Source organism: Actinomadura sp. WAC 06369 (genome assembly GCF_003947565.1).
GTDB classification, from domain to species: Bacteria; Actinomycetota; Actinomycetes; order Streptosporangiales; family Streptosporangiaceae; genus Spirillospora; species Spirillospora rifamycini.
This window is the reverse complement of sequence record NZ_QHJN01000044.1, coordinates 1-19,590: the sequence shown is the minus strand read 5'-3', so window position 1 is coordinate 19,590 and position 19,590 is coordinate 1. Positions and strand designations below refer to the sequence as shown.

21 protein-coding genes are annotated in these 19,590 nt (G+C 74.7%); 4 read left to right on the top strand and 17 right to left on the bottom strand.

The window, feature by feature from the left end; translation table 11 throughout:
• Positions 1-966, bottom strand: a complete 966-nt coding sequence (locus DMH08_RS14510; RefSeq protein WP_026404299.1) for an AurF N-oxygenase family protein — start codon at positions 964-966, stop codon at positions 1-3.
• 134 nt (positions 967-1,100) lie between these two features.
• On the opposite strand from DMH08_RS14510, the gene DMH08_RS14505 reads away from it, so the two are divergent.
• Positions 1,101-1,724 (top strand): TetR/AcrR family transcriptional regulator, encoded by a 624-nt coding sequence (locus tag DMH08_RS14505; protein ID WP_034519847.1) that lies wholly within the window; start codon positions 1,101-1,103, stop codon positions 1,722-1,724.
• Here DMH08_RS14505 and DMH08_RS14500 read toward each other — a convergent pair.
• The 11 genes from DMH08_RS14500 to DMH08_RS14450 all read right to left on the bottom strand — a co-directional run bounded on the left by DMH08_RS14500 (position 1,693) and on the right by DMH08_RS14450 (position 12,759).
• Complete coding sequence (locus DMH08_RS14500) at positions 1,693-2,700, bottom strand: TRM11 family SAM-dependent methyltransferase (protein ID WP_233617596.1); 1,008 nt, start codon at positions 2,698-2,700, stop codon at positions 1,693-1,695. The genes DMH08_RS14505 and DMH08_RS14500 overlap by 32 nt on opposite strands.
• Before the next feature lie 224 nt (positions 2,701-2,924).
• The gene (locus tag DMH08_RS14495; RefSeq protein ID WP_125614643.1) at positions 2,925-3,554 is read right to left on the bottom strand and encodes an SMP-30/gluconolactonase/LRE family protein; all 630 of its coding nucleotides are present in this window, start codon (positions 3,552-3,554) and stop codon (positions 2,925-2,927) included.
• Positions 3,551-4,471: a sugar kinase gene (locus tag DMH08_RS14490; RefSeq protein ID WP_199747790.1), complete on the bottom strand. Its 921-nt coding sequence runs from the start codon at positions 4,469-4,471 to the stop codon at positions 3,551-3,553. The genes DMH08_RS14495 and DMH08_RS14490 overlap by 4 nt, the downstream gene beginning before the upstream one ends.
• On the bottom strand, positions 4,468-5,142 hold the full coding sequence (locus DMH08_RS14485; protein WP_233617595.1) for a bifunctional 4-hydroxy-2-oxoglutarate aldolase/2-dehydro-3-deoxy-phosphogluconate aldolase: 675 nt from the start codon (positions 5,140-5,142) through the stop codon (positions 4,468-4,470). Before DMH08_RS14485 ends, DMH08_RS14490 begins: the two co-directional genes overlap by 4 nt.
• On the bottom strand, positions 5,136-6,281 hold the full coding sequence (dgoD, locus tag DMH08_RS14480) for a galactonate dehydratase (RefSeq protein WP_026404304.1): 1,146 nt from the start codon (positions 6,279-6,281) through the stop codon (positions 5,136-5,138). Before dgoD ends, DMH08_RS14485 begins: the two co-directional genes overlap by 7 nt.
• Before the next feature lie 40 nt (positions 6,282-6,321).
• Positions 6,322-7,089 (bottom strand): SDR family NAD(P)-dependent oxidoreductase, encoded by a 768-nt coding sequence (locus DMH08_RS14475; RefSeq protein ID WP_125614641.1) that lies wholly within the window; start codon positions 7,087-7,089, stop codon positions 6,322-6,324.
• Positions 7,086-8,075, bottom strand: coding sequence for a DUF4380 domain-containing protein (locus DMH08_RS14470; protein ID WP_125614638.1), 990 nt, complete (start codon positions 8,073-8,075; stop codon positions 7,086-7,088). The genes DMH08_RS14475 and DMH08_RS14470 overlap by 4 nt, the downstream gene beginning before the upstream one ends.
• Entirely contained in the window at positions 8,072-9,133 is a 1,062-nt protein-coding gene (locus DMH08_RS14465) for a zinc-dependent alcohol dehydrogenase family protein (protein WP_199747789.1), read from the bottom strand. The genes DMH08_RS14470 and DMH08_RS14465 overlap by 4 nt, the downstream gene beginning before the upstream one ends.
• Before the next feature lie 18 nt (positions 9,134-9,151).
• Positions 9,152-10,171, bottom strand: a complete 1,020-nt coding sequence (locus DMH08_RS14460; RefSeq protein ID WP_125614635.1) for an ABC transporter permease — start codon at positions 10,169-10,171, stop codon at positions 9,152-9,154.
• 29 nt (positions 10,172-10,200) lie between these two features.
• Positions 10,201-11,697, bottom strand: a complete 1,497-nt coding sequence (locus DMH08_RS14455; protein ID WP_125614632.1) for a sugar ABC transporter ATP-binding protein — start codon at positions 11,695-11,697, stop codon at positions 10,201-10,203.
• 54 nt (positions 11,698-11,751) lie between these two features.
• Positions 11,752-12,759, bottom strand: a complete 1,008-nt coding sequence (locus DMH08_RS14450) for a substrate-binding domain-containing protein (RefSeq protein WP_125614629.1) — start codon at positions 12,757-12,759, stop codon at positions 11,752-11,754.
• Between the two features lie 158 nt (positions 12,760-12,917).
• On the opposite strand from DMH08_RS14450, the gene DMH08_RS14445 reads away from it, so the two are divergent.
• From DMH08_RS14445 to DMH08_RS40125, 3 genes are all read left to right on the top strand, one after another.
• Entirely contained in the window at positions 12,918-13,616 is a 699-nt protein-coding gene (locus DMH08_RS14445) for a FadR/GntR family transcriptional regulator (protein WP_034519851.1), read from the top strand.
• Between the two features lie 133 nt (positions 13,617-13,749).
• On the top strand, positions 13,750-14,052 hold the full coding sequence (locus DMH08_RS14440) for a DUF6247 family protein (RefSeq protein ID WP_026404311.1): 303 nt from the start codon (positions 13,750-13,752) through the stop codon (positions 14,050-14,052).
• Positions 14,053-14,415: 363 nt separating this feature from the next.
• Positions 14,416-14,565 carry a hypothetical protein gene (locus DMH08_RS40125; protein ID WP_157433127.1) on the top strand — a complete coding sequence of 50 codons (150 nt, stop codon included), beginning with the start codon at positions 14,416-14,418 and terminating at the stop codon, positions 14,563-14,565.
• Here the strand turns inward: DMH08_RS40125 and DMH08_RS14435 are convergent.
• The 5 genes from DMH08_RS14435 to DMH08_RS14415 form a co-directional block, all read right to left on the bottom strand.
• The gene (locus DMH08_RS14435; protein ID WP_125614626.1) at positions 14,558-15,235 is read right to left on the bottom strand and encodes a TetR/AcrR family transcriptional regulator; all 678 of its coding nucleotides are present in this window, start codon (positions 15,233-15,235) and stop codon (positions 14,558-14,560) included. The genes DMH08_RS40125 and DMH08_RS14435 overlap by 8 nt on opposite strands.
• Complete coding sequence (locus DMH08_RS14430) at positions 15,232-15,672, bottom strand: Zn-ribbon domain-containing OB-fold protein (RefSeq protein WP_026404312.1); 441 nt, start codon at positions 15,670-15,672, stop codon at positions 15,232-15,234. The genes DMH08_RS14435 and DMH08_RS14430 overlap by 4 nt, the downstream gene beginning before the upstream one ends.
• Entirely contained in the window at positions 15,669-16,829 is a 1,161-nt protein-coding gene (locus DMH08_RS14425; protein WP_026404313.1) for a thiolase family protein, read from the bottom strand. The genes DMH08_RS14430 and DMH08_RS14425 overlap by 4 nt, the downstream gene beginning before the upstream one ends.
• Positions 16,826-18,076 carry an amidohydrolase family protein gene (locus DMH08_RS14420; protein ID WP_125614624.1) on the bottom strand — a complete coding sequence of 417 codons (1,251 nt, stop codon included), beginning with the start codon at positions 18,074-18,076 and terminating at the stop codon, positions 16,826-16,828. The genes DMH08_RS14425 and DMH08_RS14420 overlap by 4 nt, the downstream gene beginning before the upstream one ends.
• Positions 18,077-18,124: 48 nt before the next feature.
• Positions 18,125-19,590: MFS transporter (locus DMH08_RS14415; RefSeq protein ID WP_125614620.1), on the bottom strand; the 1,466-nt coding region annotated here is incomplete at its 5' end.

Here is a 19,590-nt window from a genome sequence, read left to right as displayed (position 1 = left end):
CTACGCCGCCTGCCGCGCCGGACGGTGCGGCTCGCCGCGGTACCGGGACGCCGCGCCGTCGATGCCGCACAGCCGCCACACCCGCTTCGCGACCGGGTTCATCAGGCCGAGCTGCCGGGCCAGCATCCGGACGTCCCCGAAGTAGCCGCGCAGGATCTCCCGCGAGTGCGGGCGGCTCCAGAACGCCTCCCGGATCACCTTGCGGGGGATGCCGAACTCCTTCGCCATCTCCGGCGGCGGCGCCATGATGGCGCCCGCCAGCCAGCGCATGATCAGCGGGTACGCGATCGAGGTGACCGCGCGCCCCGCCTTCGTCTGCCGGGACACGTGCTCGTGCAGGAACCGGTGCGCGAACGAGATGTGCCGGGCCTCCTCGGCGATGTGGATCTGCATCGTGCGCAGCAGCGCCGGCGGGCGGGCCGCGCCGTCGTGGATGACGCTCTTCTGGAAGTGGTCGATGGGCTCCTCGCCGGCGAGGATGCCGATGAAGAACAGGATCGGCAGGTGCGCGCCCAGGTGCCAGTACTGCGACGTGAACCGGTAGTGCCGCCGCATGCCGGGCACGTCCGCGCCCGTCCGGTTCACCATCTCCTGGAACATCTGGATGTGGTTGCACTCCTCGGTCATCTCGTGGAGGCAGTACCGGAACTCGGGCGACCCGTTCGGCAGCCGCATCGCGTACTGCATCATGCCGCGGATCAGCACGCTCTCGAACTGGAGCCCGACCTTGGTGATGTTGGCGGACCGCCACATCCCGATGGCGATCTGCTTGTCCTCGGGCAGCGCCTTGTACCAGGGGTGCGCGCCGAGCGGGTCGCAGTCCGGGAGGATCCACCGCGGGTCGTTCGGGTCGACGGCGAACTCGGGGGAGTCCCAGTCGATGTCCAGGTAGGGGTCGAAGCGCCGGTGGACCGATCCCTCGGACAGGGTCTGCAGCACGTCCCGGTAGTCCTGATCGATCTTCACGATCGCCTCCAGCCGAGCGACGTTTACACTTACATGGGCGACTGTAAGCAGCAGATGACCAAGGGGTCAATACCTCGGACCGGCTTCGCGGGGTGACGTGGGATACTTTCCGGGACGGATCCGGAAGGAAGGCCATGGTGACCCAGACGAAGAGCGCGCCCCGGCGCCCGTCCCTGTCACCCGAGGAGATCCGGGCCAGGATCCTCGACGCCGCCGCCGACTGCCTCGTCGACGGCGGGTTCGCCTCCGGGCGCCTGCTGTCCGCGATCGCCCGCAAGGCCGGGCTGTCCCGCCCGACCCTCTACAAGTACGGCGGCACGATCGACGACATCAAGCAGGCCCTGCTCGAACGCGAGCTCGCCGCCTTCCTCGACGAGCTCGCCCCCCGCCTGCGCGCCCTGAGCTGGTCGGTCGACGGCATCGCCGACCTGCTGATCTTCATCGTCGGCTACGCCCGCGGGCACACCCTCCTCAACGCCGCGCTCCGCGACGTCCCCGAGCTCGTGCTCCCCGTCTTCACCCTGCAGGCCGCGGACTCCATCCGGCTCATCACGGAGATGGCGGAGCCGATCGTCCGGGAGCAGATCGACGCCGGGAACCTCCCGCCGGTCGACGTCCCCGTCCTCACCGACGTCCTGTTCCGCGTGACGCTCTCGACCGTCCTCATCCGCAGCGACCTGGACTTCGACGACCCCGCCACCCTCCGCAGCTACCTGCACACCGCGATCAACTTCGCCGCCGAGCTCCCGACGTCCTGAGCTCCAGCGCCGCCACGGTGACCGGACCGCCGAACAGGCTCAGCCGCTGCGCGAACACCGGGACCAGGCCGCTCGCGACCGCCCGCACCAGCCCCTCGTCCGGGACGAGCACCACCGCGCGGCCGTCCGGGGCCAGCACCCGCGCGATCTCCCGCCACAGCCGCGCGGGACGGTCCGCGAGCCGTCCCCGCGCCCCCACCTGGACGCCCCACGGCGGGTTGCACAGCACGCGGTCGACGCTGCGGTCGTCCACGGGCAGCGCCCCGGCGTCGCCCCGCCGCACCCGGACGGGCGCCGCGCCCGCGTTCCGCGCGGCGGCCCGCAGCGCCCCGGCGTCCAGGTCGAAGCCCTCCAGGGACGCCCCCTGCCCCGCGGCCTCGATCAGCAGCGTGCCCGCGCCGCAGCACGGGTCCACCACCCGGTGCCCCGGCCGCACGTCCGCGAGCTGCGCCATCGCCGCCGCGACCGGGGGATGCAGCGTCCCGGGCACGCTCTCGACCTTGTACGCCCGCCGGTGCGCGGGCCGCTCGCCCACCCGGAGCAGCACCGACGCGCGCGTCCCGTCCAGCGTGACGCGCCAGCCCGCGTACCCGTCCGGCGGCGCCGTCCCGTCCCGCCGCGCGTGGTAGGGGACCCCGGCGCGCTCCGCGAGCACCCGCCCCACCGCGTCCTCGACGTCGAACCGGTTGAAGTTGCGGCGCCCCAGGAAGGACGCCGACACCTCCACGCCCGCGAACCCCCGCGGCCCGCCGAGCGCCGCGCGCTCCCGCACCAGGCCGTCGAGGTCGACGCCGCGCGCCAGCCGGGCCAGCGCCCCGAGCCCGTCCTTGCGCCTCCCGACGTCGTCGCCCCGCGCGGCCGCCAGGAACACGTCGTCGGCCGTGCGCAGCCGGCCCACCGCTCCCCGGAAGCCGACCTCGCGGTGGCCGACCGACTCGACGCACGCGGACCCCGTCCGCAGAATCTCCGTGCTCACCACGGGCTCCAGCCCGCGCACGCACCGCGCCACCAGGCGCGCCCCCGTCACGAGACGGCGGACGCACCGGGACGCGAGGAACCACCGAACGCACGCATGACAGCGTTCTCCCACGTCGCAACCCGGGACGGCGCACACCGCCGCCCCGCATCGCCGGCGCCGGGCCCTGCCGCGCCGCGCCGACGGGCCGCTAACGCAGGTGGAAGAACGTCATGATCGCCAGACTAGCGCCCGATCCCCGCCGACCACACGCAGCCCTCGGCGTCGACGGCCATCCCGTCCGGGGAGCCGCCCGACACGCGGGCGAACACCTCCCGCTCGCCCGGGGCGCCGGACGCCGGGTCGACCGGGACGCGGTAGATCACCCCGCGCGGGCTGTCGGCGAGGTACATCGCCGTGCCGTCGGGCGTGAACACCGGGCCGTTCGGCACGGTCAGGCCGTCCATCACCCGGTGCACGGACCCGTCGCGGTCCGCGCGGTAGAGGGAGCCCGCGCCCTCCGTGCCGTCGTAGGCCATCGACCCCGCCCAGAACCGGCCGGACGGGTCGGCCGCGCCGTCGTTCATCCGCATCGGCGTCGGCGCGCCGTCCTCGGGGCGGGCGAGCCACTCGGGGGCGGCGTGCTCCCGCAGCAGGACGACGCCCGTGCCGGCCGCCGCGATCCAGCCGTCCCCGGCGGGCGCGACGGCGCCGAGCGGGAACGGGACGGACGCCGCGAGGGTAGGGGGTTCGAGCCGGTACAGGTTCCCGGCGAGGAGGTCGACGGCGACGAAGCCGCCGCCGACGGCGCGCAGGCCCTCGCCGAGTTCCCACGGGCCCGCGCCGGGCAGCGGGGTGAACGGTCCGGCGGTCATCGCAGCGCGGCTCCTTCGGGCAGGCCGGCGAGGTCGAGCTCGTCGCGGCGGGGGAGCCCCTCCCAGTCGCCGCGGCTCTGCACGGCGAACGCGCCGACCGTGTGGGCCCGGACGAGCCGGGCTTCGGCGCCGAGGCCGTCGAGCAGCCCGGAGAGGTATCCGGCGACGAACCCGTCCCCGGCGCCGACCGAATCGACCGGGCGGACGCGCCGCGCGGGGACCGCGCGGGTGCCCTCGGCGGTGTGCGAGCGGGCCTCGGCACCGTCCTTGACGACGACCTCGCGGACGCCGCCCGCGAGGAGCCGCTCGGGGTCGCCGACCAGCGGGAGTTCGTCGGGCGACGCGACGACGTGGTCGGCGCGGGCGGCGAGCGGGGCGAGGACCGCGGCGGCGTCGTCCCGGGACCAGAGCCGCTCGCGGTGGTTGACGTCGAGGCTGACGCGGGCGCCGCGGGCGCGGGCGAGGTCGCACGCGGCGGCGACGGCGTCGCGGCACGACCGGCCGAGCGCGGGGGTGATGCCGGTGACGTGGACGATCGCGGGTTCGACGGCGAGGGCGGCGACGTCGTCCGGGCCCAGCCGCGACCCGGCGGAGCCGTCCCGGAGGTACTGGACGCGCGTCACGTCGGGCAGCCGCTGCTCGAACATGATGACGCCCGTGGGGGCGGCGGGGTCGCGCCGGACGCCGGAGACGTCGACGCCTTCGGCCCGCAGGGTGCGGGTGACGAGGTGGCCGGGCTCGTCCGTCCCGACGCGCCCGGCCCACGCGGCGGCGTGGCCGAGGCGGGCGAGCCCGATCGCGACGTTGCTCTCCGCGCCCGCGATGCTCGTCGCGAACCCGGCGCCGAGGCGGATCGGGCCCGCGGCGCGCAGGGCCATCATCGTCTCGCCGAGCGTGAGGACGTCGACCCGGGTCACGGCCGCACCGCCGCGGTGAACGCGCGGGCGCGGCGGCGCAGCGCGTCGAGGTCGCCGCCGTGGGGGGCGTCCCCGCACAGCGGCGAGCCGACGCCGACCGCGACCGCGCCGAGCGCGAGGTACTCGGCGGCTTCGGCCTCGCCGACCCCGCCGACCGGGACGAACGGGACGTCCGGGAACGGGTCGCGGAGCGCCTTCAGGTAGCCGGGGCCGTGCGCGCTCGCCGGGAACAGCTTCACGGCCGCGGCCCCGGACGCGACGGCGGACGCCGCCTCGGTCGGCGTGAGCGCCCCCGCGAGCACGGGGAGGCCGAGCCGCAGCGCCTCGTCCACGCCGGCGCCGAGCGACGGCGTCACCGCGTACCCGGCGCCCGCGTCCCGCGCCCGCCGCGCGTCGTCCGCCGTGCGGACCGTCCCGGCGCCGACCCGGACGCCCGCGCGCGCGACCTCCTCGATCACCCGCAGCGCGTCGGCGCCGCTGAGCGACACCTCGACCAGCGCGATGCCCTCGTCGGCGAGGGCGAGCGCCGTCCGGACGGACGCCGCGCGGTCCCGGCCGCGCACGATCGCGACCAGCCGGTGCCGCCGCAGGTCGCCGAGCATCCGGTCGGCCGCGGTCTTCCGGTCGGCTGTCGTCTTCCGGCCGCCTGTCGTCTTCTCGTCGTTCACCATTCCGCGTGCCCTCCGTCGGGGTGCCGCCACACCGGCGGCCGCCAGCGGTGCCCGGTCCGCCCGGCGGCGCGCACCGCGTCCTCGTCGATCTCGATGCCCAGGCCGGGCGCGTCCCACCGCTCGATCGAGCCGTGCACGAACGCGAACGGCGACGTGTCGGCCAGGTAGTCGAGCACCTCGGCGCCGTCGTTGTAGTGGATGCCGATGCTCTGCTCCTGGATCAGGAAGTTCGGCGTCGCGAACGCCACCTGCAGGCTCGCCGCCAGCGACAGCGGGCCGAGCGGGCAGTGCGGGGCGAGCAGCGCGCCGTGCGTCTCCGCCAGCGACGCGATCCGCCGCACCTCCGAGATGCCTCCCGCGTGCGACAGGTCGGGCTGCGCCACCGCGATCCCGGCCCGCAGCGCGGGCAGGAAGTCGGTGCGGGAGAACAGCCGCTCGCCGGTCGCGATGGGCGTCACCGTGGCGGCGACGACGTCCCCGAGCCGGTGCGTGTACTCCGGCAGCACCGGTTCCTCGACGAACATCGGCCGGTACGGCTCCAGCAGCGGGACGAGCCGGCGCGCGGCGGCGACGCCGATCCGCCCGTGGAAGTCGACGGCGAAGTCGTTGCCGTCCCCGACCGCGTCCCGGACGGTCGCGACCCGCCGGACGATCGCGTCGATCTCGCGGACCGTGGGGGACGGGCCGACCCGCCCCGACGCGTTGATCTTCACGGCGGTCAGGCCCGCGTCGAGCTGCGCGGCGACGGCCTCGCCGACCTCGCCCGGCTCGTCGCCGCCGACCCAGCCGTACACCCGGACCCGGTCGCGGACGGCGCCGCCGAGGAGCTGGTGCACGGGCGCGCCCAGCGACTTCCCGAGGATGTCCCAGAGCGCCTGGTCGAGGCCCGCGACCGCGCTCGACAGCACGGGCCCGCCCCGGTAGAACGCCGCCTTGGTCATGAGCTGCCACAGCCGCTCGATGCGGCGCGGGTCCTCCCCGAGCAGCAGCTCCGCCACCTCGTCGACGGCGGCGCGCACCGTCTCCGCGCGTCCCTCGACGACGGGCTCGCCCCAGCCGACGAGGCCGTCGTCGGTCTCCACCCGGCAGAACAGCCAGCGGGGCGGCACCAGGAACGTCTCCACTGCGACGATCTTCACGCGGCCCCCTCGGCGGTGCGCCGCCCGACGGTCGCGGCGGTCACGCCGACCCCTTGGTGATGCTCCAGCCGCCGTCGACGAACAGCGACGCGCCGGTGACGAACGAGGCGTCCGGTCCGGCGAGGAACGCGATCGCGGCGGCGACCTCCTCCGGGCGGCCGAGGCGGCCCGCGACGGTCTCGGCGGCGCTGCGCTCCCGGTCGTCCTCGCCGATCCCGTCCCACTGCGCGGTGAGCACCGGCCCCGGCAGGACGGCGTTGACCCGCACCCCCGGGCCGTACTCGACGGCGAGCTGCCGGGTCAGCCCGGTCAGCCCCGCCTTCGCCGCCGCGTACGCGGGGCGGGCGGGCAGCCCGAACGCGGCGTGCACGGACGACACCACGACGACCGACGCGCGCGGGCTGCGGCGCAGGTCGTCCAGGACGGCCCGGACGCCGAGGAACGTGCCGGTGAGGGTGACGTCGAGCTGCCGCCGCCACGACTCGAGCGGCATCTCGCCGGCCGCGCCCGGCTCGTAGCGGACGGCGTTGGAGACCAGGACGTCGACCGGGCCGAGCGCCGCGCGGCAGGCGGCCGCGGCCCGCTCCCAGTCGGCGGCGTCGCCGACGTCGCAGCGCACGCCGAGCGAGCGGGGCAGCTCCGCCGCGACGGCCTCGACCTCCGGCGCGACGTCGAGCAGCGCGACGGCGTACCCGTCGGCCGCCAGCCGCCGCGCGGTCGCCGCGCCGATCCCGCCCGCCGCGCCCGTCACGACCGCGACGGGCCGCTCCCCCGCGGACGCCGGCCGTTCCCCCGCAGACGACGTCATCGTCCCCCCGTCTCCATCGTTCGCGTCTCCTCGCTCTCCGCGTCGCTCTCCGCGTCCGGCGCGCGTTCCACGCCCACCCGGACGGCGAGCGACGTCGCCCCGCCGGGCGCGATCGGCTCCCAGGGGCCGAGCGCCTCGCACTCGACGATCCGGTCCGGCGGGTTCAGCCCGCCGAGGTGGTCCAGCGGCCGGGGCAGCGGGTGCTCCATCCACACCTCGGCGCGCGACCCGCCGTCGGGGTAGGCGGCCCCGTCGCGGACGCCGAAGTCCATCGTCAGCCGCCGCCCCGCGCGGGTGTAGGCCAGCCGCCCGGTGGCGCCGGGGAAGCCGAGCTTGCCGACGGCGTCCTGGGCCGGCACCTCGATCGCACCGGGTCCGGGACGCGTCCACGCCGGCGCGGCCGTCCCGACCGCGAGCTCGACCGGGTCGGCGGAGCCCGGGGCGACCTCGACCCGGACCGTCCCGCCGCCCGGGTACTGGGCGACGTTCCACAGCGCCCACCGCACCGGCGCGGCCGTCTCGTTGACCGCCGTCAGCCGCAGGTCGTAGGCGGCCCCGGCGGCGAGCCGGATCTCCCGCCGCAGCCGCAGCCCCGTCCGCGGGTCGTGCTCGCTGGTCAGCGTCACCGCCGCGAACCCCGGACCGGTCCGGACGTCCGCCCCGTACGGGCCCGAGTCGAGCACCGGGTCCGGCGGCCCCGCCCATTCGGCGTCCGACGACCAGCCCTGCGGCGCCGGCCAGGTCTTGTCGCCGCCGAAGTTGCGCCAGTTCGCCATCGGCCCGGACGTGCGCGCGGGCCGGTGCCCGCCTGCCGGGTGCAGCCGGTCGTCCAGCAGGGCGGGGTTGCGCCACAGCAGCTCCTCGCCCTCATGGACGAGCGCGAGCAGCCGCCCGCCGAGCGCCGGGACGATCCCGAGCCGCAGCACCCCGTTGTCGAGCCACACGACCTCGTACGGGCCGGAGGCGTCGGTCCGGACTTCCGTCATGAGGCGTCCGGCACGAGGACGACCTTGCCCTTGCTGCTCCCGGCGGCGAGCGCGTACGCCTCGTCCGCGCGGGAGAACCCGAAGACGTCGCTGACGACCTTCTCCGGCCGCAGCCCCCAGCCGACCAGGTTGCGAGCCAGCTCGCTCATCGCGGGCAGCGACGTCACCCAGGACGCGTGGATCGTGAGCTGCTTGTGCAGGAGCGTGTCCGACACCTCGGTCACCAGGTCGCCGCCCTCGCCGACGAGGGACACGTGCCCCCACTCGGCGGCCGCCTCCAGCGCGAGGCTCCGGCCCGGCCGCGAGCCCGAGCAGTCGATGGTGACGGCGGCGCCGCCGCGCCCGGTGAGGTCCGCGACGGCGCCGGCCGCGCGGTCGTCCGCCGGGAGCGTCGCGTCGAACACGCCGAGCCCGTCCGCCCACGCGCGCCGCGCCTCCGACGGCTCGACGCCGATGACCCGGCGCGCGCCCATCCCGCGGCCGATCATCCCGGCGGCGAGGCCGACCGGGCCGAGCCCGACGACGAGCAGGTCGGCGTCGCCGCTGACGCCCGCGCGCCGCAGCCCCTCGTAGGCGGTGCCGAACCCGCAGGCGACGAGCGCCCCGTCCACGTACGACAGCTCGTCCGGCAGCGGCACGCACGTCCGCTCCTCCGCGAGCAGGTACGGGGCGTGCCCGCCGTCGCGCTGCCACCCGTACGACTCGCGTCCGGCGCCGCAGCTGATGTAGTGCCCGCGGCGGCAGTTGTCGCACAGGCCGCAGCCCACGATGTGGTACACGATCACGCGGTCGCCGACGCCGAAGCGCCGCACCCCCGGGCCGGCCGCGACGATCCGGCCGGACGGCTCGTGCCCCGCGACCACGCCGCGGTAGGCGGGGCCGTCGACGCCCCGGTACCCCTTGTACTCGCGGTAGATGAAGCCGATGTCGCTGCCGCAGATCCCGGACGCGCCGACCTCGATCAGCACCTGCCCGGGGCCCGGCTCCGGCACCGGGTACGCGCGGAGCACGGCCGTCGAGTCGCCGGGCAGGAAGACGCCCCGCATCGTTCGTTCCATGGAGAGCACCCCCGGTTCTCAGGCCGCCGCGTTCGCCCGGCCGCGCCGCGCGACGAGCACGTTGATCAGCACGGCGCCGACGATGATCACGCCGCGCACCACGTTCTGCAGGAAGGAGTCGACGCCGAGCAGCACGAGCCCGTTGCCGATGACGGTGATGAACACGACGCCGAGCAGGGTGCCGAGCATCCCGCCGCGGCCCCCGGCGAGCGCCGTCCCGCCGATCACCACGGCCGCGATCACGTCGAACTCCAGGCCGGACGCCGCGCCGCCGCTGCCGGAGCCGAGCCGGGCGGCGAGCAGCACGCCGGTGATCGCCGACAGCAGCCCGGTCGTCGCGAACAGCAGCACCCGGACGCGGGTCAGGTTGATGCCCGCGAGCCGCGCGGCCGCCGCGTTGCCGCCGATCGTGTAGATCGACCGCCCGTACGCGGTGAACTTCGCGATGTAGGCGAACACGGCGAACAGGACGAGCATCACGATCGCGGACGTCGGGACGCCGAGGACGTCGCCGCCCAGCACGTCGAACAGGCCGCTGTCGGGGAGCGTCACCGGCAGCGCGTCCGTCAGGTACAGGCCGAGGCCGCCGAGGACGCTCCACAGGCCGAGCGTCGTGATGAACGACGGCACGTCGAACGCGGCGCGCAGCCAGCCCGCGAGCGCGCCCCACGCGACGCCGAGGGCGAGCGTCACCGCGATGGCGCCCACGGGGCCGAGCCCCCACTCGGTCGCGCCCTTCGCGACCAGCACCGACGCGAACGCCGTCGCCGGGCCGACGCTGATGTCGATCTCCCCGGCGATGATCACCAGCGTGACGCCCCACGCGGCGATGCCGACGGACGCGGCGTCCCGCAGGATGCCGAGCTGGTTGTCCAGCGTCAGGAACCCCGCGGCCGAGCTCGTCAGCGCCGCGTACAGGACGACGATGGCGACCAGCAGCCCGATCTCGTTCAACTGGTGCGCCCGGCCCTGGAGCAGGCGCGCCGCGCCGCCGCCGGTGCGCGCCCCGCCGGGCGGGGCGGTCTGCGTGGTGGTCATGGGTCTCTCCTCGTTGTTCCGGCGGCCGCTCACGCGGCCATGGCGGCGGACAGGACGGCGTCGACGGTCACGTCGTCGCCGGCGAACTCGGTCGCGACCGTCCCGCCGCGCAGCGCGATCACGCGGTCGCACACCAGCGGCAGCTCTTCCAGCTCCCCCGACACGAACAGCACGGCGGCGCCCTGGTCGGCCAGCTCCCGGACCAGCCGGTAGATGCCCTCCTTGGCCTCGACGTCGACGCCGCGGGTCGGCTCGTCCAGCAGCAGGATCCGGCTGCCCGCGTGCAGCCACCGGCCGATCACGGCCTTCTGCTGGTTGCCGCCGCTGAGCGTGGCGATGGGGGAGCGGCCGGACGCGGTCCGGATCGACAGCCGCTCGATCAGCCCGCGCGCGACCCGGTCGACCTTCGCGGGGACGACGGACGTCCCGCTGCTGACCGCCCGGAAGTCCGACATCACCATGTTCTCGCCGACGCCGAGCAGCGGGACGATCGCCTCGCCCTTGCGGTCCTCGGGCGTCAGGCCGACGCCGCGCCGCTTCATCGCCGCCGCCGTGACGCGCGGCACCGCGCGGCCCTCGATCCGGACCGTCCCGGCGGCGGCCGGGTCGAACCCGGCGATCGCCCGCAGGATCTCGGTGCGTCCGGACCCCATCAGCCCCGCCAGCCCCAGGATCTCCCCCGGGTACAGGTCGAACGACACCTCGGTGACCTTCGGCGGCACCCGCAGCCCCGACACCGACAGCAGCGGGACGCCGTCCCGCCGCACGTCCCGCGACGGCGGGCGCACCGCGGCCTCGTACGCCGAGCCGAGCATCATCGCGACGGCCTCCTCGGTGGAGGTGGCCGCCATGTCGACCGTCCCGACGACCTCGCCGTTCCGCATGATCGTCGCGGTGCGGGCGATCCGCCGGATCTCGTCCAGCCGGTGGCTGACGTAGACCACCGCGACGCCGTCCGCCGCGATCCGCCGCACCGCCTCGAGGACGATCTCGACCTCGGCGGCGGCGAGCGCGCTCGTCGGCTCGTCCAGGATCAGCAGCTTCGGGTCGCGGCGCACGGCCCGGCAGATCTCCACGAGCTGCTGCTCGGCCAGCGGCAGCGCGCCGACGCGGGCGTCGGGGGAGACCGCCAGCCCCAGCCGGTCGAAGACCTCGCGGGCGGCGGCGCGCATCGCGGCGTGGTCGACGCGGCCCGCCGCCGTCCGCGGCCAGGCGCCGAGGAACAGGTTCTCCGCCGCGGTCATGCCCGGCACGAGGCTCAGCTCCTGGTGGACGGTCCGCACGCCGAGCTCCCCGGCGCGGCGGACGCCGCCGTCGCCGAGCGCGGCGCCGCCGATCTCGACGGTGCCCGCGTCGGCGCGCTCCACCCCGGACAGCACCTTGATCAGCGTGGACTTCCCGGCCCCGTTGCGGCCGAGCAGCGCCCGGACCTCCCCGGGCTCGATCTCCAGGCTCGCCCCCGTCAGGGCCCGGACGCCCGGGTAGTGCCTGGTGACGTCGGCGACGCGCAGCAGCGGCGTGCTCATGGCGCTCCTTCTCTCCTCGGACGGGACGACGACGGCGTGCGGCGCGCGGCCGGCCTACGGGATGCCATCGGGGTGCTCCCGCATCCAGCGGGCCCCGTCCCGCGGGCCGAGGTAGCGGTCGACGGGCGCCGGGACGATGAGGTCCGCGGGCGGGTTCCCCGCGAGGACGTTCGCGACGGCCTCGCCCGCCAGCCGTCCGACCTTGATGCCGGAGATGTCGGCGACGCCCTTGAGGACGCGGCCGTCCTGCAGCTTCCCGGCCGCCTCGACGGACATGTCCCCGCCGAACACCGCGACCCGCCCGGTCTTGCCGCGCGCCTCGACGGCCCGCACGGCGCCGAGCATCTGCGACCCGGCCTCGCCGTAGAAGGCGTCGATGTCCGGGTGCGCGGTGAGGAGCTGCTCGCCGCGCTGCACGGCCTCGTCCATCGTCAGGCCCTGCTGGTTCGCGACGATCTTCGCGCCCGGCACGGCGGCGGTCAGCGCCTTCTCGAAGCCCTGCCGGCGCTGGATGCAGACCTCGAACTGCTCGCAGTTGATGACGCCGACCTTCGGGGCGGCGATCCCGGCGGCGCGGAAGTGCGCGGCCATCTGCTCGCCGCTGACCCGCCCGAACTCGAACGGGTCGCCGAGCACGAAGGCGTCCACGTACTCGCGCGCGGCGGCGTCCTCGACGCAGGTGTTGTAGCAGATCACCGGCACGCCGCTCTCGTGGGCGAGGCGCAGCGCCGGGATGGACGCGGTGGCCGAGGCGGGCGACACGACGAGCGCGTCGACCTTCGCGGAGCTCATCGTGTTGACGAACGAGCTCTCCTTGGCGGGGTCGGACTGGATGTTGGTCTGGACGAGCTGCGGCCGGTCCGCCCCCTGCCCGAGCACCCCGCCGAGCCCCCGTTCGACCCCGGCGTAGTAGCCCTCGGCGTTGAGGTAGACGACGCCGATGCGGCCGTTCTCGCCCACCCTGTCGCAGGCGGCCGTGACCGCCAGTACCAGAGCCGCGAGCAGGGCCGGCACGAGCACTGCCCGGCCGACCGGCCGCCTGCGGCGCTTGGCATGGTTCATCGACGTTCTCCTCGTTCCCGGCTGCCCGGATCGTTCCCGGATGCCCGCTGACCTTGTCTAATGCCTCTCCGGCGGCCCTGTCAATATTAATTCATAATTTATGGATAGTCTGGTCACCGTTAGAGTGCTCGCCGGACGACCAGGAAGGACCGCCGCACGTGGTGCACTACTCGGAGCGAGGGCTGCACGGCCAGACGGTGCAGGAGATCGCGCGCCGCATCCTGACCGGGGAGCTGGAGCCCGGCGACACGATCGACGTGGCGGCCCTCGGCGCCGAGCTCGACCTCAGCCTGACCGCGCTGCGCGAGGCCCTGAAGGTGCTCGCCGCGAAGGGGCTGGTCGCGTCCCGGCAGAAGCGCGGCACGTTCGTCCGCCCCCGGGCGGACTGGAGCCTGCTCGACCCGGACGTCATCCGCTGGCAGTTCGCCAACCGCAACGACCAGGCGTTCCTGGCGAACCTCGCCGAGGTCCGCGGCATCATCGAGCCGCAGGCCGCCCGCCTCGCCGCGCTCCGCCGCACCGCCGACGACCTCGCCGCCCTCGACGGCGCGCTGCGCGCCATGGCGGAGGCCGACGGCGACATCGCCCTCGCCGTCCAGGCCGACCTCGACTTCCACCGCGCCCTGCTCACCGCGACCCACAACGAGCTGCTGCAGCGCATGGAGGTCGTGATCGAGGTCGGGCTCGCCGAGCGGGACCGGCTCGTCCACGGCGTCCGCCGGCACGACGACCCGGTGCCCAGCCACCGCGCCGTCCTCGACGCCGTCCACGCCGCCGCCCCCGACGACGCCGAGCGCGCCATGCGCGACCTGCTCGCCAAGGCCGCCCGCGACCTCGACACCCTCGACCGCGACTGATCCAGCGTCGAGATCAGCCGAGTGTCCCTCCGCGAGAGTCCTCGGCGAACGGTATCCAGCCGTGCGGCACGGCCGGAGCCCGTAGACTCGGCCAAAGGTATTGCGGGCAGGAGAAGCGCTGAGGAGGGGCGGAGTGACAGCTGATCCACTCGAGCACGGCCCACTCGACCCGGAGGAGATCCTGCGTCGGCTGCCTCATGAAGAGCGGGACCGGTTCGTCCACGAATACCGGAGCGCTCTCGACGCCGCGCATGAGATCTGGCGTTTCCGGCAGCTGCAGGAGGTGCTGCGGCTGTGGCACCTCCGGGCGGTCGCCTACGCTCAACCCGACTTCAAGGAGCGGGCGGAGCAGGCTCGTGCGGGGACCGGCGACTTCATCTCGGCGGATGAGGCATTTCCGGAGTGGGCGGCCAGGCGCAGGGACGGTTCTCGTTGAGCTTCCGCGTCGAGCTCCACGCAACGGCGCTCGCTCAAATCGGTGGATTGCCGACCGACGCCTTCGATGAGCTGGTGTCCGCGCTGGCCGACGTCTGTGAACGTCCCTGGGACGCCATGGCCGCTTAGACGGGGGAGCCGGAGTTCCGCCAAGTCATCTTCGGTGGGCTCGGTCTGGTCTCTTTCTACGTCGACGACACGGCCGGAATCATCTGGGTCTTCGACATCACCTGGGCGGGCTGACCGCCGCGGGCGACGTCCTGCTGCTGCGGACGGGCGCCTCCCCCTGCAGCGGCGCGGCGCCGACGTCGGGCCGGGCCGGTCGCCGGGCCACACCTGGGAGTGCGCCCGCTGGCTCCGCGACATGGGCCTGCTCCTCGGCGAGATGTTCGACTTCGAGGACCTCGCCGCCGACTGCGCCGCCGACGGCGTCCACGAGGTCCTGTTCACCGCGTCCCCCCTGAACGTCCCGTACGCGGTCGGCTCCCCCCTCAACCCGATCGCCGTCAAGTGAGGGGGGCGGTGGGGCGGGGTGGGGCGGGGGCGCGGAGGGCGGTGAGGCAGAAGCGCCACACGTTGTCGGCGAGGAGCCGCCGGTCCGGCGGATCGGCCATGCCGATGATCAGCGACAGGAACGAGTTCGTCACCATCGACGTGATGATGTGGACGTCCCAGTCGAGGTCCGCCGGGGACAGCAGGCCCGCGTCGGACGCCTCCACGATCAGCTCGCGCATCAGCGCCTCGTACGCGCGGCCCGTCGCGGCGATCGTCTCCGGGCTGGTCGCGGCGATCCGCACGTGCTCGTGCGCGATGACCCGGCTGAGCGCCTCGTTCTCCCGGTGCCACTCCAGCGGGCGGGTCACCGCGAGCCGCAGCCGCTCGAGGGGGTCGTCCGTGCTGGTCAGGACGTGGTCGCGGATGCGCGGCGTCGAGTCGGTGACGATCGTGGTGAAGACCGTCCGGAGGAACTCCTCCTTGTTGGCGAAGCAGCGGTAGAACGTCTTGATCGCCACGCCCGCGCGGCGGACGAGCTCCTCGATCGTGTACGAGGAGTCGCCGTGCTCCAGCAGCAGCCGGTGGCCGGCGGTGACGAGCTTCGCCCGCGGGCCGACGAACGTTCCCGGGCGGGGACGCGCGGTGGCGTCGCGCTCGACGCGTTCCGCCCAGCCTGGCTCCAACGTCACCCGGAAAGGCTACCGCGCGGCCGATCACGGGCCGGGCGAAAGACCGGAAGCACGACATCCGGGGCGATCTCCTCGAACGCCACCTCCAGCCGCATCCCGATCTCCAGCCGTTCCGCGCCGAGCACCGTCGCGTGGACGAGCGGTCCCTCGTCCAGCTCCACCAGCGCGACGTTCGGCGGCGCGCCCGCGAACGACGTCGCGTACCGCTGGTGGACGACCGTCCAGGTGACGAGCGCGCCGCGCCCGCTCGCGTCCGTCCAGGCCATCGGCGCGGCGCCGTGCCGCGGGCAGGCGCCGGCGGGCCACACCGCGTGCCCGCACGTCCCGCAGCGCATCACCAGGTACCGGCCGTCCCGGCACGCCGCCCAGAACTCGGCGTCCGCCGCGTCCGGCGCGACGTCCCCGGGGAACGGCCGCGGCGCCCCGCTCCCGCTCACCGGGCCCTCCCGAGGACGAGCGAGACGTGCGCCCACGAGCCGTGCACGCCGCCGTTGCCGCCGCTGCCGCTCACCAGGCACAGCTCCGCGTCCGGCACCTGGCCGGTCGGCGCGTCGCCCCGAATCTGCATGATCCCCTCCGACAGCGGGGTGAAGCCGGTCGCGTAGAAACCCGAGTGCTGCCCGCCCCCGGTGTTCGTGGGCAGCGTCCCGCCGGGCCCGGTGCGCCCCTCGCGGACGAACGCGGGCGCCTCGCCCGGCCCGCAGAACCCGTACTCCTCCAGCTGCAGGAGGGTGGCGATCGTGAACGGCGCGTAGAGCTGCGCGACGTCGATGTCGTCCGGGCCGACGCCCGCCTGGCCGAACGCGCGCGGGGCGGCGTCCGGGAGCGCCCCGAACCGGCCCGCCATCGTCCCGTCCCACCAGTTCGCGATGTTGTGGCCGGTGCCCGCGCCGAGCACGGCGACGGGCGCGCCCGCGCAGTCCGCCGCCCGCTCCGCCGTGGTGACGACGACGGCGGCGCCGCCGTCGGTCGGCCGCGAGCAGTCGAGCAGCCGCAGCGGGTCGACGATCATCCGGGACGCCTGGTGGTCGGCGACCGTGATCGGCGCGCCGTACCCGACGGCGCCCGGCCGGACGCTGCCGTAGCCGCGCTCCACGACGGCGACCTCGGCGAGGTCCGCCGAGGTCGCGCCGTGCGCGTCGAGGTACCGGCGGGCGGCCATCGCGTAGACCGCGCCCGGCCCGACCAGCCCGTACAGGTACGGGTAGCCGTAGCTGTACCCGCCGATGTCCGACCTGCCGCCGCCACCGCGGTGGGGTTCCAGCCGGGGCGCCGCCCCGGTGAACGCCTCCCCGTAGACGCTGAGGACGTACTCGGCCTGCCCGCTCGCGAGCAGCCCCGCCGCGACCACCACCGAGAGGGCGGGCGTCGCGCCGCCCGACATCAGCGCGAACGACGAGCGCGGCGACAGGCCCGCGTACCGCAGGTCCTCGGGCAGCGCGCCGAAGCAGATGACGGTGTCGATCCGCTCGCGGGGCACGCCCGCGTCCGCGAGCGCGGCGTCGATCGCCCGCCGCCGCAGCTCCCGGGGGGAGATCCCGAGCCGGCGCCCCTGCTCGGTCAGGCCGAGCCCCACGATGGCGGCGCCGGTCACGCGGTCCCGCCGGGCGCGGGAAGCGCGGCGGTGTCCGCGGGCGTGAACTCGAACAGCCGCTCGGCGTTGCCGCGCAGGATCTTGTACTGGGTCTCGGCCGGCAGCCCGGCCAGCCGCTCGTGCGCGAGCTTGATCGAGTGCGGCCAGGTCGAGTCGGAGTGCGGGTAGTCGGTCTCGATCATCACGTTGTCCTCGCCGATGAGGTCGAGGTTGCGCAGCCCCGCGATGTCGTCGATGAAGCACCCGTAGACGTGGTCGCGGAACGACTGCCGGATGTCGAAGTTCAGGTAGTCGATCGTCTGCGCGCCGCCGTCCTTGCGCTCCTGCTTGCTGCCCTTGCCGGGGTCGTAGTCGACGCCGCGCTGCACCCAGTACCGCTGCTTGTCGATGACCTGCTCGGCCCGCTCCAGGAAGTAGGGGATCCAGCCGATGTTGCCCTCGGCGAGGGAGATCTTGAGGTTCGGGAACCGCTCGAACACGCCGCTGAACAGCCAGTCGAGCATGGTGCCGGACGTCCGCACCGCGCCCCACGACAGGTTCGCCATGAAGGACGTGTCCTTGTTGATGGACGGGATCTGCGACGACGAGCCGACGTGCATGCAGATGACGACGCCGCATTCCTCGGCGGCCTGGAAGAACGGGTCCCAGTAGCGGTCCGGGTCGTTGATGGTGGGCAGGCCGAGCGGTTCGGGGTTCTCGCTGAACGCGACGGCCCGCACGCCCCGTGCGGCGACCCGCCGCACCTCGGCCGCCGCCTTCTGCGGGTCCCACAGCGGGATGAGGGTGAGCGGGATGTACCGGCCGGGGGCCGCCGCGCACCACTCGTCGATCATCCAGTTGTTGTACGCCTCGATGCAGGCGAGGCCGAGTTCCTTGTCCGCGCCGCGGTAGAACGTCTGGCCGCAGAACGCGGGGAACGTCGGGAAGGTCATCGAGGCGAGGATCCCGGCCTCGTTCATGTCCTCCGCGCGGGCGACCGGGTCGTAGCAGCCGGGCCGCATCTCGTTGTAGCCGAGCGGCTCGGGGCTGTAGCTGCTCTTGTCGCGGCCGATGCAGGCGGACAGCCCGCTCGCCCGCATCTCGAAGTCGAGGTAGTACCAGGTGCCCTTGCCGTCCGCGTCGATCTCGAGGCGGGGGCCGCGCTCGCGGTGCTTGGCGGGCAGCCAGCGCTGCCACAGGTGGCCCGGCTCCAGGACGTGGTCGTCGACGGAGATCAGCCAGTTCAGGTCGGGAGTCGCTTGCGTCATGACGGGTCGTTCCCTTTCGTCTTCGGTGCGGGACGGGCGGTGCCGGGGTCACGCCTCGGCGGGGGCGGGCTCCGGTTCGGCCGCCGTCGTGCGGCCGCCGCGGATGAACAGGGCGAGGACGGTGCCTGCGAGGGACAGGCACGTGAAGATCACCACGGTGGTGACGAAGGAGCCCTGCGTCGGGATGTGGGTGCCCTCGACGGTCGAGGTCGCGAGGATCACCGAGGTGACGGCGAGGCCGCAGGCGACGCCGGTGTTGAGCGTGACGCGGTTGACCCCGGTGGCCTCGCCGGTGTTGCGCACCGGCACCGCCTCGACGACCAGGATCGGCAGCGCGGTCAGCGCGAAGCCGTTGGCGAGGCCGGTGAGGCACAGGCAGAACATGGTGCCGGCGAGGGACTTGTCCAGGAACATCCAGAGGAAGATGCCGACGGCGTAGATGAGGGTGCCGAGGACCAGGCAGGGGCGGGCGCCCATCTTCCCGGCGATCCGCCCGCTCGCGATCGCCCCGGCGTAGGCGACGACCGCGACGACGAGCAGCACGTACCCGGCGTCCGTCGGGGACAGCCCGAGCCCGACCGGCGCCGTCTCGGGCAGCTGCAGGACCATGTGCGACAGGATCGACACCGCGCCCATCGGCCCGGCGCCCACCATGAAGGCCGCCGCGGTCGCCAGCGCCACCTTCCGGTTCCGGAACAGGTCGATGCTGACGAGCGGCTCCGGCGTGCGCCGCTCCCAGGCGACCCAGGCGAGCAGGACGGCGGCGCCGACCGCGATCGACAGGATCACCCGCGGGTCGCTCCAGCCCCAGTCCTCGGTCTGGCTGACGCCGAGCAGGATGCCGCCGACGCCCGGGGCGAGCAGCAGGGCGCCGACCACGTCGACCGACGGCCGGGGCGCGATGCCCGGGGTGCGGGGCAGCGCGAACAGCGCGATCAGCGCGGCGGCCGCGCCCATCGCGGTGGCCGCGACGAACATGTTCCGCCAGCCGCCGTGGTCGATGAGCAGGCCGGCGAGGAGCGATCCCGCGCCGGTGCAGACGGGCACGACGCCGCCGAGCAGCGACATCGTGAACGGGACGCGGCGTTCGGGCAGCAGCTCGCGGACGAGCCCGAACGACAGCGGCAGCGCGCCCGCCGCCATCCCCTGCACGCCGCGGCCGGCGACCACCAGCCACAGCGAGGTGGCGAGGACGCTGATCAGCGACCCGACGGCCGCGATCGCCAGCACGGCGACGAGCACGTTGCGGCGGCCGAAGATGTCGCCGAGCCGTCCGGCGGTCGCGGCCGACACCGCGCCGACCAGCAGGTAGGCGGTGCCGGTCCAGCCGACGGCCGCGGAGTCGGCCTCGAAGACCCGCATGAACGTCGGGATGGCGGCGAGCGCCATCGCGGTCTCGAAGACGGCGAAGATCTCGATGGCGACCAGGGCCGCGACGATGCCGGCGGGCCCGAGCCCGCCGGGGGACGCGGGCGGCGGGGCCTTCTCCGGCGGTGGACGGTCGGGGGTGGTGG

What these genes read in the sequence shown, in the direction of transcription:
- DMH08_RS14420 (WP_125614624.1), bottom strand. Translation starts at nt 18,076, where the DNA reads ATGACGCAAGCGACTCCCGACCTGAACTGGCTGATCTCCGTCGACGAC.
- DMH08_RS14495 (WP_125614643.1), bottom strand. Translation starts at nt 3,554, where the DNA reads ATGACCGCCGGACCGTTCACCCCGCTGCCCGGCGCGGGCCCGTGGGAA.
- DMH08_RS14455 (WP_125614632.1), bottom strand. Translation starts at nt 11,697, where the DNA reads ATGAGCACGCCGCTGCTGCGCGTCGCCGACGTCACCAGGCACTACCCG.
- DMH08_RS14450 (WP_125614629.1), bottom strand. Translation starts at nt 12,759, where the DNA reads ATGAACCATGCCAAGCGCCGCAGGCGGCCGGTCGGCCGGGCAGTGCTC.
- DMH08_RS14475 (WP_125614641.1), bottom strand. Translation starts at nt 7,089, where the DNA reads ATGACGTCGTCTGCGGGGGAACGGCCGGCGTCCGCGGGGGAGCGGCCC.
- DMH08_RS40125 (WP_157433127.1), top strand. Translation starts at nt 14,416, where the DNA reads ATGGGCCTGCTCCTCGGCGAGATGTTCGACTTCGAGGACCTCGCCGCC.
- DMH08_RS14470 (WP_125614638.1), bottom strand. Translation starts at nt 8,075, where the DNA reads ATGACGGAAGTCCGGACCGACGCCTCCGGCCCGTACGAGGTCGTGTGG.
- DMH08_RS14460 (WP_125614635.1), bottom strand. Translation starts at nt 10,171, where the DNA reads ATGACCACCACGCAGACCGCCCCGCCCGGCGGGGCGCGCACCGGCGGC.
- DMH08_RS14465 (WP_199747789.1), bottom strand. Translation starts at nt 9,133, where the DNA reads ATGGAACGAACGATGCGGGGCGTCTTCCTGCCCGGCGACTCGACGGCC.
- DMH08_RS14485 (WP_233617595.1), bottom strand. Translation starts at nt 5,142, where the DNA reads ATGGTGAACGACGAGAAGACGACAGGCGGCCGGAAGACGACAGCCGAC.
- DMH08_RS14505 (WP_034519847.1), top strand. Translation starts at nt 1,101, where the DNA reads ATGGTGACCCAGACGAAGAGCGCGCCCCGGCGCCCGTCCCTGTCACCC.